The sequence below is a fragment of the Salinibacterium sp. AL4.1 genome, assembly GCF_059767305.1.
Genome location: NZ_JBSOQK010000001.1, coordinates 1907985 through 1920051 on the forward strand (window position 1 = coordinate 1907985; position 12067 = coordinate 1920051).

A 12067-nucleotide genomic window follows, 5' to 3' on the forward strand; every position below is an offset into this window, starting at 1 on the left:
CACAACTAGACAGGGGTGAGCGATGCACGGCGAATTCAAGGTGCCCGGCGGAAAACTCGTAGTGGTCGATCTCGATGTTGTCGACGACGCCATCACCAACTTTCGTCTCGCTGGTGACTTCTTCTTAGAGCCGGATGAGGCCCTCGAAGACATCAACGCCGCCATCGAAGGTCTGCCCGCTAACTCCGACGCGAAGGCCATCACGAGCGCGATCCAGCAATCGCTGCCCGAGGGCACTGTGATGCTCGGCTTCTCTGCCGAGTCGGTGGCCACGGCCATCCGTCGTGCCCTGCAGCGTGCCACGACCTGGAAAGACTACGACTGGCAGATTGTCACTGGCCCGCCGCTGGAACCCCGCATGCAAATGGCGATGGATCAGGTGCTCTCCGAAGAGGTTGCCTCCGGTCGCCGTAAGCCCACTTTGCGCATTTGGGAGTGGAACAAGCCCGCCGTCGTGATCGGCAGCTTCCAGTCGCTGCGCAACGAAGTCGACCTCGAGAACGCCAAGAAGTACGGCTTCGAGGTCGTGCGTCGCATCTCCGGTGGAGGCGCCATGTTCATGGAAGCCGGCACCGTGATTACCTACTCGATCTATGTGCCGGTCGAGCTCGTGCAGGGAATGACGTTCGCGGACTCCTACGCCTTCCTCGACGAGTGGGTCATCATCGCTCTCAAGTCGCTCGGCATCGAAGCGAGCTACCAGCCGCTCAATGACATTGCGAGCCCCACCGGCAAGATCGGCGGAGCCGCTCAGAAGCGACTCGGCGCCGGTGCCGTGCTGCACCACGTCACCATGAGCTACGACATGGATGGCGAAAAGATGGTTCAGGTCTTGCGCATCGGTCGCGAGAAGATGAGCGACAAGGGAACCAAGTCCGCCGCCAAGCGCGTTGACCCGCTGCGCAGCCAGACCGGAATGGAACGTGCCGACATCATCGACACCATGGTTGCGACCTTCCGCGGGCTCCATGGCCTCGCCGAGAGTGAACTGACGAGCGACGAGATTGCGCGCGCTGAAGAACTCGTTGCCGAGAAGTTCGGCACCGAAGAGTGGCTGCAGCGCGTTCCGTGAACCACACCCTCCGCGGCTTGACCCTCACGCTCACCCTGGCCGCTCTGCTGCTCGGTGGTGTCGTGGCGTCTGCCGTGCTCGGGCAACTGCCCGTAAGCCCCGCCGAAGTGGGCGGGTCTCTCTTGCGGGCGCTCGGCATCCAGAACGAGTGGGCCCCGAGTGACTCCATCGTGGAATCCACGCTCTGGGTCGTACGCTTTCCGCGCATAGCGATGGCCCTGGTCGTGGGCGCCGCCCTCGCCGTGGCCGGCGCCGTCATGCAAGCCATTTTCGGCAACCCGCTGGCTGAACCGGGCGTGGTCGGAGTGTCATCCGGTGCCGCTCTCGGTGCGGCCATCGCGATCGTCGTAGGCATCTCCGCTCTCGGCGATGGTGCGATTGCCCTCTTCGCTTTCGTCGGTGGCTTGCTCGCCACGCTGCTCGTGTACTTCGTCTCGCGCGCCAATGGCCGCACCGAAGTGGTCACCCTCTTGCTCACCGGTATCGCGGTCAATGCCTTTGCTGGAGCGGGATTGGCCTTCCTGCTGTTCATTGCCGACTCCGGCAGCCGTGAACAGATTGTGTTCTGGCAGCTCGGCTCGCTCAACGGATCGCGGTGGAGCGAAGTGCTCATCGTCGCGCTCGTCACCGCCGTGGGCCTCACTGCCGCCATCGTGCTCGCCCGCCCCTTCGACCTTTTGGCGCTGGGGGAGCGCAACGCTCGCCACCTCGGCGTTAACGTTGAACGCCTCCGCATTGTCTCGATCGTGATCGTCGCGTTGCTCACTGGTGTGGCCGTAGCGTTCGTCGGCATCATCGCCTTCGTTGGGCTCGTGGTGCCGCACGCGATGCGCATGGTGATCGGCCCAGCGCACCGCGCACTCATCGTCGCGAGTGCCATCGGCGGTGGCGTGCTGCTCGTGCTCTCCGACCTGCTCGCGCGCTCCGTCGTTGCGGGCGGCGACCTGCCGATTGGCTTGCTCACCTCGCTCGTGGGTGGCCCGTTCTTCTTCTACCTGCTCTTCCGTCAGCGTCGTCAGAGCGGAGGCTGGGCATGATTAGTGCACGCAACATCGGTGTGCGGCTCGGAGGCCGCGCCATCCTCGACGACGTCAGCCTCGACGTGGCGCCCGGCGAAGTACTCGCCCTCGTCGGCCCGAACGGCGCCGGAAAATCCACTCTGCTCGCGGTGTTGAGCGGCGATCGAAAGCCCGACAGCGGCACCGTGACCATCGACGGCCGTGACGTGGGCGGCATCCGCCACGGCGAGCTTGCTCGACTGCGTGCCGTGCTCACTCAAGAGAACAGCGTGAGCTTTCCGTTCCGCGTCTCCGAGGTTGTAGCGATGGGGCGCAGCCCTTGGGCGCGCGAAGTCGAGAGTCGCGACGATGTTGCTGTGGTCAACGAAGCCTTAGAAGTGACGGATGTCGCGCACCTGGGTGACCGTCGCTATACGACGCTCTCGGGTGGCGAAAAAGCGCGCGTCTCGCTCGCGCGCGTGCTTGCTCAACACACGCCCGTCGTGTTCTTGGATGAGCCGACCGCTGCCCTCGATCTGCGCCACCAAGAAGACGTCATGCGCGTCGCTCGCACGATGGCTCAGGATGGCCGGGCCGTCGTCGTGGTGCTCCACGACTTGAGCTTGGCCGGTGCCTACTCCGACCGCCTCGCGCTTATCGCCCACGGTACGCTCGACGCCATCGGCACCCCCCGGGAGGTGCTCACCGCCGAGCGGGTAGAGCGGGTTTACGGGCTCGCGGTCGACCTGCACGACGTGGGCGGGCATCCGGTCGTCGTCCCTCGCCGCTGACCGCGCTGATTGTTAGGCTGCAAGTCGACGCTGAAAGGACAGCCCGATGCAGACCGAGGTCGTGCAGTTTCTTGCCGCTCTGGCAAACAAGCAGTCGCGTGAGCGCTTTGCCCGTATCGCTCTGCACGCGGGGGAGTCGCTACCCGTGGATGAGCGCGCTGACCGCCTGCTGATTAGCTCCGGAGCGCTTCGCGTCGAAGAGGGCAGGGTTCAGCTCGATTCGGCGCAGCTGGGGGCGCTGCTCGACCATGTTCGGGCGTCGGGCCGTGCGGAACAGAACGAACAAGTCGGCCGGCTGCCCCGCCGTCAGAGCGAGCGTGTGGAATTGCTCACGCGCATCGCCGGTTCCGTCCTCCAGCCGGGCGAGCGCATTGACGAGGCAGAGTTGGGCGAGCGTCTCGAACCTTTAGTGGAGGATGTCGCAGCGATCCGCCGCGCCATGATCGACTATGGCGTGCTCGATCGAAATTCGGGCACGCAGATGTACTGGCTGCGCGGCGAGGAGATGTCGCGCTAGCGGCTGAGAAGGTCGCGGTACTCGGGGTGGTCGGTGATGAACTTGTCGATGAATTCGCACTTCGCCACGACGCGCGTTTCGCTTTCGGCCCGTACCAAGTTGAGGGCGCCGCGAGCGAGTTCGGTTCCGCGACCTTGACCGCGATACTTCGGATCGATTTCGGTGTGCACGAACACGATCTGATCGTCGCGCAGTTGGTAGTCGGCGAGGCCCGCTTGAATCCCGTCGACAAGCAGCTCGTAGCGGTGCATCGCGGGGTCGTGGATAACTTCGCTGGCCATAGTTCAACCCTACTCGCGGGTGCTCGATTGGGGATGTGTTCTGCGGCGCGCCAAAGCAGGGGAATAGTATCGACGGGTGTCTGAATCTGCTGCCCCCGCATCCGGTGGATCGAACCGCCGTCTGATCATCATTGCTGTCACGGGACTCGTGCTGATTATTGCTGCCGTGGTGATCTCCTTCGTGGCCCTGGCGCCCACGCCCGAACCCGTAGCCACCGCGACGCGAACGCCGACCCCCACTCCGACTCCGACACCCACTCCGACCCCGACCCCAACACCTACGTTCGACAAGACTCAGTACTCGATAGACGACGCGAGCAGCCTGTGGGTCGTCGCCAATAAGCTTCGCCCGCTCAACCCGCAGTCGTACGAACCTGAACTCGTATTCGTCGATGTGCCGTATGTGTACGAACCGTACTTGCGGCCGGAAGCTGCTGCGGCGGTCGTCGAGATGTTTGCGGCTTACCAAACTGACACCGGACTGCAAATGCAATCGCAGAGCTCGTACCGTAGTTACTGGTCGCAAGAGAGCGTGTACGCCGGCTGGGTGTCGCAGCTCGGTCAAGAGGCGGCCGACCTCACGAGCGCGCGCCCCGGTCACAGCGAGCACCAAACGGGGCTCTCGATTGATATCAGTGCGTTGCCCGCGAACTGCACGCTTAGCCAGTGCTTCGGAGACACACCGCAGGGCCGATGGCTCGATGAGAACGGCTGGAAGTACGGCTTCACTGTGCGCTACCCCGAGGGGAAAGCCGACATCACCGGTTACGAATACGAACCGTGGCACTTGCGTTTTGTGGGCAAGGAACTGGCCGCAGAATTGAACAGCACGGGTATCCAAACTCTGGAGGAGTTCTTTGGGCTGCCGGCTGCACCGACCTACGGCTAGGCGCGCACACCCTAAACTCGTCACATGACTTCGACGCCCAGCCCTGCCACTGTGAGCTACAGCTACCTGGGCCCGGCAGGCACGTTTACGGAGGCTGCGCTCAAGCAGGTTCCCGAAGCAGTCGGAGCACAGTGGACGAGTGTCAACAACGTCGGCGAAGCTCTCGACGATGTCACGAGTGGCCGCAGCGTTGCCGCGATGATCGCCATCGAGAACTCGGTAGAGGGCGGCGTCAGCGCAACGCAAGATGCACTCGCCAACGTGCCCAACCTCCGCATCCTGGGCGAATACCTAGTCTCGGTGAACTTCGTGCTCGTGGCACGGCCGGGCACCACGCTCGCCGACGTGAAGGTCGTCAACGCGCATCCGGTTGCCTACGCTCAAACGCGACGCTGGCTCGACGCCACTCTGCCCAGCCACGGCCACATGCCGGCCAGCTCCAATGTGGCCGCCGCCGCAACGCTCCTTGACAGCGAACTAGCGGATGCCGCTGTCGCTCCACCCGGCATCACCGAGCACTACGAGCTCGATGTACTGGCAACAGAGATCGGCAACAACCAGAACGCGGTCACCCGCTTCGTTCTCGTGAGCGCGCTCGCCGACCTGCCAGAGCCGACGGGCGCCGACAAGACGAGCCTCATCGTGGAGCTTCCCGATGACAAGCCCGGTCGACTCCTCGACATGCTCGAGCAGTTCGCTACTCGCGGCGTGAACCTGAGCTTGATTGAGTCACGCCCGATTGGTGATGAGCTTGGCCGCTATCGCTTCGTCATCGACCTTGAGGGCCACATCCTCGATGAGCGTGTCGCTGATGCTCTCTTGGGTCTCAAGCGTTTCAGCCCCAAGGTCATCTTCTTGGGTAGCTACCCGCGGGCAGACAAGCTCGCCACCACGGTGACGCCGCGCTACGGCAACGACGTCTTCGTGGAGGCCCGCGATTGGCTGCGCGCGATCATCACGGGCGAGCCCATTGCGGACGAGCGCAGCGCCAGCTAGTTATCGCTGAGCGTGCCGGGCCCGAGCACGCTGGGTTGGCGCGCTACCCCGAGCGCTACTTCGAGCGCGACTTGGGTACGCGCACGATGAGTGCGAGCGGGTCGACCCAGGTATGTACTGATTTGGCGAGGCCGAACTCATCGCCATCGAGCTGAAACTCTTCAGGGTTGTCGACGATCATGTTGAGGTCGCTGCCCTTCGCGTAGCGCACGTCGCGCACGTCTTTCGAGAGGTCGATGATGCGGCGGCCGATCACGCTTTTGCGTAGTACGCCGTTCTCCCACGCGATCTTGTTCCAGATGTTGAGCCAGCCAAAACGTCCGCGGGGCACGAGCGCTGCCATGTCGAGGATGCCGTCATCCGGTTGAGCGTCAGGCATGAGCAGCAGGCCACCCGGCAGTGAGCCGCAGTTGCCGATGATCACGGTGTGCGCGCTGAGCGAGCGGTTGGGGGCGCCATCCACGCTGTAACGCAGTTTCACCGGGCGCAGTTCGGGGATCGAGCGGGCGATACCGTCGACGTAGGCGAGCCAACCCACAGCCTTCTTCAGCTTGGTGCTCGTGTTCTTGATCATCTTGGCGTCGAGCCCGAGGCCGGCCATCACGAGAAAGGCGTGTTCTTCGTGGTCGTCGTTGTCGCGAACGATGCTAACCATCCCGAGGTCAATCGGGCGGTCGTAGCCATTAAAGGCAATATCGACGCTGTCGTGCATATTGCCCGCGGGCAGGTCGAGGTTGCGGGCAAGAAGGTTTCCCGTGCCCACCGGAACGAGTCCCATCGAGACACCGCTGCCGCGGAGGGCCTCGGCCACGGCGCGAACCGTGCCATCACCGCCGGCCGCGATGACCATCGTTGCACCGCGACGAATAGCACTGCCCGTGACTTCTTGGCCGGCATCCACCTCGGTCGTAGAAAACCAGAGAGGGGTAGCCCAGTCAGCGGCTTTCGCGGCTGCGTTGACGAGCTTCTTGAGCTTGGCAAGATCGACCTTGATGGGGTTGTAAACAACCGCCACTTTAGGTTTCGAATTCCGAGGGGAGGGCACACATAAACGCTACGCCATGAATCGGTAGGCTGTAGTGGTGATTGACCCCCAAATTCTCCGAGAAAACCCTGAAGCCGTGCGGCAATCGCAACTCGCTCGCGGGGCATCCGTGCAGCTAGTTGACGACGCTATCGCCGCCGATCAGAACCGCCGTGCTCGCATTGGCGAGTTCGAGGCGCTGCGTGCCGAGCAAAACAGTTTCGGTAAAAAGGTTGCGCAGGCGCCTGCCGACGAGAAGAAGGCGCTGGTGGCGCAAGCCCAAGAGCTTTCGGCTCAGGTGAAGCTGGCCCAGCAGGCATCGACCGAGGCTGAAGTGGAGTTCACGCGCATCGTCGGGTCGCTTGGAAACATCGCCGTCGAAGGCGTGCCTGTCGGTGGCGAGGATGACTGGGAGCTCGTTCGTGAAGTGGGCACGCCCGCATCGTTCGACTTTGAGCCCCGTGACCACGCCGACCTTGGCGAGATTCTTGGTGCTATCGACATCCCCCGCGGAGTGAAGGTCGCGGGCAGCCGCTTCTACTTCCTCAAGGGTGTCGGCGCGCGACTCGAACTGGGTCTCATGAACATGGCGCTTGATCGCGCTATCGCTGGCGACTTCATCCCGCTCATCACTCCCACCCTCGTGCGCCCCGAAATGATGGCTGGCACCGGGTTCTTGGGTGAGCACGCTGACGAGATTTACCATTTGCCTGCCGACGACCTCTACCTCACGGGTACGAGTGAAGTCGCGCTCGCCGGGTACCACTCCGATGAGATCCTCGATCTCTCGAAGGGACCGTTGCGCTACGCCGGTTGGTCAACCTGCTACCGCCGCGAAGCTGGCTCTGCGGGCAAGGACAACCGCGGCATCCTGCGCGTGCACCAATTCAACAAGCTCGAGATGTTTAGCTACTCGCTGCCCGAGAACGCCCAAGAAGAGCACGAGCGACTGCTGTCGTTCCAAGAGTCGATGCTGCAGGCCTGCGGGCTCAGCTACCGTGTGATCGATGTTGCCGGTGGCGATCTCGGTTCTAGCGCGGCCCGCAAGTACGACATCGAGGCGTGGGTTCCGACCCAGGGCACGTACCGCGAGCTCACCTCCACCTCGAACTGCACGACGTATCAGGCACGTCGCCTCGATATTCGGTACCGCACCGAGTCGGGCAAGACGGCTCCCGTCGCGACCCTCAATGGAACTTTGGCCACCACCCGCTGGTTGGTTGCCATCCTCGAAACCCACCAACAGCCCGACGGGTCAGTCGTAGTGCCAGAAGCACTTCGCCCCTACCTTGGCGGCCTCGAAATTTTGGAGCCACTCGCGTGACAATCGCAGCACAGGATGACCGCTGGATGATCGCACTCGACATCGACGGCACTGTGCTGCTCGAGTCGGGCGAGATGAACGACGTTGTGATTGACGCTGTCGCCAACGTGCGCGATGCCGGTCACGAGATCATGTTGGCGACCGGCCGCTCGGTTGCGATGACTCTGCCGATTCTGCGCAAATTGGGGCTCAAGCCCGAGTATGTCGTGTGCTCGAACGGCGCGATCACGCTCAAGCGCGATCCGTTGGCCGACGGTGGTTACGCCCGAGAGTTCGTCGAGATGTTCAACCCTAAAGAGGTGCTCACGAGCATCAAGCAGCACTTGGGCACGGCCAACTATGCGGTCGAAGATGCCACTGGCAAGTTCTTCGTCGATGGCAAGTTTCCGGATGGCGCCCTTGGTGCGGTCAGCGAAGACGTGTCGTTTGACGAGCTCGTCAAGGTGCAGGCCACTCGCGTGGTGGTCATCTCTCCTCAGCACCAGGTTGACGACTTCCTCTCGGTTGTCGAGAAGATGGGGCTCCACAAGGTCAGCTACAACGTCGGTTGGACGGCGTGGCTCGACATTGCGCCCGATGGCGTCAATAAGTCGACGGCGCTTGAAAACGTGCGTTCGCGCCTCGGCATCCCGCGCACGCGCGTGTTCGCCATGGGTGATGGCCGCAACGACATCGACATGCTCGAGTGGGCTGCGTTGCACGGCCGTGGCGTTGCCATGGGTCAGGCTCCGGATGACGTGCTCGCGGTGGCCAATCAGGTCACCGAAAGCGACGTCAACGACGGTGCCGCGCTGGCGCTCACCGCTTTCTTGGAGTCGCTCTCGGCCTCGCAGTAGTCAGGCTTAAGCCTCACAGCGAAGGGGTGCGATCGAGCTTGTGGCTCGGTCGCACCCCTTCGTCGTTAGCTGCGGTGACGCAGGCTAGAGCTCGCTGAGCGCTTCGTCGTAGATCGCCATCGCGCGAGCGACTTCTTCGGCGGTGACGACGGCCGGCGGCACGACGTGAATGCGGTTGTCGGCGATGAACGGGAGTAGTCCGCGCTTCACGAGAGCGCCCTTGACCTTGCCCATGTCGGCAGCGCTGAGGGGTTCACGGGTCTCACGGTTGGCGACGAGTTCGAGCGCCCAGAAGACGCCGCTTCCGCGGACGTCACCGATGCACTCGTGCTTGTCAGCGAGGGCGGCGAGGCCGGGAGCGATGTGCTCGCGCCCGATCATGGCGGCGTTCTCCACGATATTTTCGTCTTCCATCGCCGTGATGGAGGCAACAATGGAGGCCGCAGCGATCGGGTGGCCAGAGTACGTGAGGCCGCCGGGGAAGACGCGCTCGTCGAAGGTGGCCGCGATCTCGTCTGAGATGATGACGCCGCCCACGGGAATGTAGCCCGAGTTGACGCCCTTGGCGAAGGTGATGAGGTCGGGCTTTACGTCGAAGGCTTCGAATGCGAACCAGTGTCCGGTGCGGCCGAAGCCCACCATGACCTCATCGAGGATCAGCAGGATGCCGTACTTGTCGGCGATGGCGCGCACGCCAGCCATGTAGCCGGGCGGCGGGGTTAGCACGCCAGCGGTCCCGGGGATGCTCTCAAGCAGGATGGCGGCGATCGACTCGGCGCCCTCTGCTTGGATGGTGCGCTCAAGGTGGTGCAGGGCGCGCTCGGCTTCTTGTTCGGGGGAGTCCGACCAGAATTCGGAGCGGTACTCGTAGGGGCCGAATACGTGCACGTGAGCGCGAGCGTATTCGTTGGGGATGCGGCGCCAGTCGCCGGTAGCGACGACGGCCGATCCGGTGTTGCCGTGGTACGAGCGGTAGCGCGAGATGATCTTGTCGCGGCCGGTGTGCAGGCGAGCCATGCGCATGGCGTTTTCATTGGCATCCGCTCCACCGTTGGTGAAGAAGACCTTGTTCATGCCCTCGGGCGCGTGGTCGGTAATTTTGCGGGCTGCTTCACCGCGAATGTTGATGGCGTGCGCGGGAGCAACGGTGGCCATGATGTCGGCCTGGGCCTTGATGCCCGCGATAACGGCGGGGTGCTGGTGGCCGATGTTGATGTTGACGAGCTGGCTGGAGAAGTCCAGGTATTCGTTACCTTCGTTGTCCCACACGGTGCTGCCGAGGCCGCCTTCGAGTACGAGGGGCTTCAGCGCGCCCTGCGCAGACCAGGAATGGAACACGTGAGCACGGTCGAGCGCGACGGTGTCGGCGTTGCTGGGCTGGGGCGATGCGGGCGCGGAGTTCATAAGGCACCTTTCAAGACGGAACGAATGTCTCCACTATCGTCCGCGCTGAATCGAGCGTGGGTGCCAATTTGTATAGCGTTTTGCCAATTGTTCGACATAATGTGAGGGCAGGGCAATGAGGGGATATCCGGATGCTTCCAACGATTGAATGGCTCCTCACCAAGCGCACCCTGCGGTTGAGTCTGGTTGCCGCCTCGGCGGACCTCACCGACGCCGTTGACGTCACCGCGGGCACCGCTCTCGCCGACCGCCTGGCGGCCCCGATCTCGTGGGTTCACAGCTCAGACCTCGACGACCCCACTCCCTTCTTGAGCGCCGGCAACGTGCTTCTGACGGATGGCGCGCAGTTCGGTTTCGCCGCCGCCACGGAGAGCTACGACTACAACTCTTTTGTGCGCCGCCTTGTCGACGCCGGCATCGTGGGCCTCGGCTTCGCCACGCACTTCCTCCATCAGGGAATGCCGACGGGCCTAGCGGTGGAGTGCGCGCGGGCTGGCCTGCCGCTTATTGATGTGCCCGACCGGGTTCCGTTCATTGCCGTTATCCGTGAGGTTGCCGACCAGATTGCGGCTGAACGCAGTCGCCGCATGGAGTGGTCGATCGCCGCGCACAAAGCAATCTCCTATGCAGCCCTCAAGCCCACCGGGCTGCGGTCAACTCTCATTGAGCTCGAGCGCCAACTCTCGTGTTGGGTCGGTCTGTTCGACGTGACCGGGCATCCCGTTCCTGTTCCGGGGCTTCGACGCTCGGGCGATCGTTTTGCCGCTCCGGTGCGGGATGAGGTGTCGCGGGCGCTGCGTAAGGGGAGCCGGTCATCCACGGCTCTCACTCTCGAATCGGGCCAAGTCACGATTCAGACGCTCGGCCAGAGCGGCGCTTTGCGTGGCGCTCTCGCTCTGGGCCGCGGTGTACCTCTTGACCGTGCTGAAAACGAACTCGTCACGAGCGTCATCGCCATGGCGACGCTGGCGCTGGAGCAGAACCGAGCGCTCGACGCCACCCGGGGCCATTTGAGGTCGTCGCTCTTGGAACTGCTGCTCGAGGGCAAAGTCGTAGCCGCCCGCTCGATCGCGACGGAAGTATGGGGCGATCTCCCCACCGAACCCGTAAGCGTCTTCGCGCTTGCCCGCCACACGCAAAGCCACTTCGTTCTCGATGCCCTCGATGTGCTGGCCCTCGATGCCGAGGGGCGCGCGTTCTTCGCCGTGCGTGGTGACGTGATTGTCGTACTGGTCGAGACCGCCAGCGACTCAGGCACCTCTCCTTCGGCGCTCCACGAACTCGAACAACTTGTCGACGACCATCAACTCGTGGCGGGCAGCGCGCTCGCTTCGGATTACACCGAACTGGCCACCGCTGTGGGCCAAGCAACCAGTGCTCTGCAGGCGCGAGGCGAGCGGCCCGGCGTTACCGAGTTCGCCGAGATCGCCGATTCCGGGATGCTCGGGGTGCTGCATGCGGCGGGTGCTGAGCGAGTGGCGCACCGAGTCCTCGCGCCACTCACCAATTTCGATGCCGAGCATTCGGTGGCTCTCGTGGAGACGCTGCGCTCTTGGTTCGCGCACGATTGCTCGTGGGGCGCGACCGCCGCGAGTCTTGGCATCCACCGTCATACGGTGCGGTCGCGCGTGGATCAGGCGGGCAGCATCCTGAACCTCGATCTCGAGACTTTCGAGGGCCGTCTCGAGCTCTGGGCGGCTCTGAGGCTCAGCGTTTAGCTGGTCTACCCCCATTTCGAGCCTTTTCGCCTGCCTTTCAGGTACGCCCTGCGGGCATCGGATACACTCTGAACTTGCGTCACGCAAGGAGGGCTGTCCGAGCGGCCGATGGAGCCAGTCTTGAAAACTGGTGGGCAGAAATGTCTCGTGGGTTCGAATCCCACGCCCTCCGCTCTGCGTGTCATGTCTTGATTCCGGTGAAAGAAAGGGGAGTGCG

The 12067-nt window shown here is 63.4% G+C and carries 12 protein-coding genes and 1 tRNA gene; 10 read left to right on the forward strand and 3 right to left on the reverse strand.

Annotated elements, in window-relative coordinates:
* The first annotated feature begins 22 nt into the window (after positions 1-22).
* Genes lplAB through ACWTV3_RS09210 form a run of 4 tightly spaced genes read left to right on the forward strand, consistent with a single transcriptional unit; the run spans position 23 to position 3378 of the window.
* Positions 23-1072 carry a lipoate-protein ligase LplAB gene (lplAB, locus tag ACWTV3_RS09195; protein WP_498477883.1) on the forward strand — a complete coding sequence of 350 codons (1050 nt, stop codon included), beginning with the start codon at positions 23-25 and terminating at the stop codon, positions 1070-1072.
* Entirely contained in the window at positions 1051-2109 is a 1059-nt protein-coding gene (locus ACWTV3_RS09200; RefSeq protein WP_100387609.1) for a FecCD family ABC transporter permease, read from the forward strand. Before lplAB ends, ACWTV3_RS09200 begins: the two co-directional genes overlap by 22 nt.
* A complete protein-coding gene (locus ACWTV3_RS09205) occupies positions 2106-2861 on the forward strand; it encodes a heme ABC transporter ATP-binding protein (protein WP_498477884.1) in 756 nt (251 codons plus the stop codon). The genes ACWTV3_RS09200 and ACWTV3_RS09205 overlap by 4 nt, the downstream gene beginning before the upstream one ends.
* A 46-nt stretch (positions 2862-2907) precedes the next feature.
* A complete protein-coding gene (locus ACWTV3_RS09210) occupies positions 2908-3378 on the forward strand; it encodes a DUF2087 domain-containing protein (protein ID WP_498477885.1) in 471 nt (156 codons plus the stop codon).
* On the opposite strand, the gene ACWTV3_RS09215 is transcribed toward ACWTV3_RS09210, so the two are convergent.
* Positions 3375-3659 (reverse strand): GNAT family N-acetyltransferase, encoded by a 285-nt coding sequence (locus ACWTV3_RS09215; protein WP_100387607.1) that lies wholly within the window; start codon positions 3657-3659, stop codon positions 3375-3377. The genes ACWTV3_RS09210 and ACWTV3_RS09215 overlap by 4 nt on opposite strands.
* A 76-nt stretch (positions 3660-3735) precedes the next feature.
* On the opposite strand from ACWTV3_RS09215, the gene ACWTV3_RS09220 reads away from it, so the two are divergent.
* Positions 3736-4548 (forward strand): M15 family metallopeptidase, encoded by an 813-nt coding sequence (locus ACWTV3_RS09220; protein ID WP_498477886.1) that lies wholly within the window; start codon positions 3736-3738, stop codon positions 4546-4548.
* A gap of 24 nt (positions 4549-4572) precedes the next feature.
* Positions 4573-5544, forward strand: a complete 972-nt coding sequence (gene pheA, locus ACWTV3_RS09225; protein WP_498477887.1) for a prephenate dehydratase — start codon at positions 4573-4575, stop codon at positions 5542-5544.
* A 55-nt stretch (positions 5545-5599) separates the two neighbouring features.
* Here pheA and ACWTV3_RS09230 read toward each other — a convergent pair whose 3' ends face one another.
* Entirely contained in the window at positions 5600-6559 is a 960-nt protein-coding gene (locus tag ACWTV3_RS09230; RefSeq protein WP_498477888.1) for a diacylglycerol/lipid kinase family protein, read from the reverse strand.
* A 67-nt stretch (positions 6560-6626) separates the two neighbouring features.
* Here ACWTV3_RS09230 and serS point away from each other — a divergent pair, with 67 nt between their 5' ends.
* Both serS and ACWTV3_RS09240 read left to right on the forward strand, forming a co-directional pair.
* Complete coding sequence (gene serS / locus ACWTV3_RS09235; RefSeq protein WP_498477889.1) at positions 6627-7892, forward strand: serine--tRNA ligase; 1266 nt, start codon at positions 6627-6629, stop codon at positions 7890-7892.
* Positions 7889-8728, forward strand: a complete 840-nt coding sequence (locus ACWTV3_RS09240; RefSeq protein WP_498477890.1) for an HAD family hydrolase — start codon at positions 7889-7891, stop codon at positions 8726-8728. Before serS ends, ACWTV3_RS09240 begins: the two co-directional genes overlap by 4 nt.
* A gap of 84 nt (positions 8729-8812) precedes the next feature.
* Here the strand turns inward: ACWTV3_RS09240 and ACWTV3_RS09245 are convergent, their stop codons facing one another.
* Positions 8813-10132, reverse strand: a complete 1320-nt coding sequence (locus ACWTV3_RS09245) for an aspartate aminotransferase family protein (protein WP_498477891.1) — start codon at positions 10130-10132, stop codon at positions 8813-8815.
* A 131-nt stretch (positions 10133-10263) separates the two neighbouring features.
* Between ACWTV3_RS09245 and ACWTV3_RS09250 the strand changes: the two genes are divergently transcribed.
* Positions 10264-11850 (forward strand): PucR family transcriptional regulator, encoded by a 1587-nt coding sequence (locus ACWTV3_RS09250; RefSeq protein WP_498477892.1) that lies wholly within the window; start codon positions 10264-10266, stop codon positions 11848-11850.
* 87 nt (positions 11851-11937) lie between these two features.
* A tRNA-Ser gene (locus tag ACWTV3_RS09255) sits at positions 11938-12022 on the forward strand.
* Positions 12023-12067 lie beyond the last annotated feature (45 nt).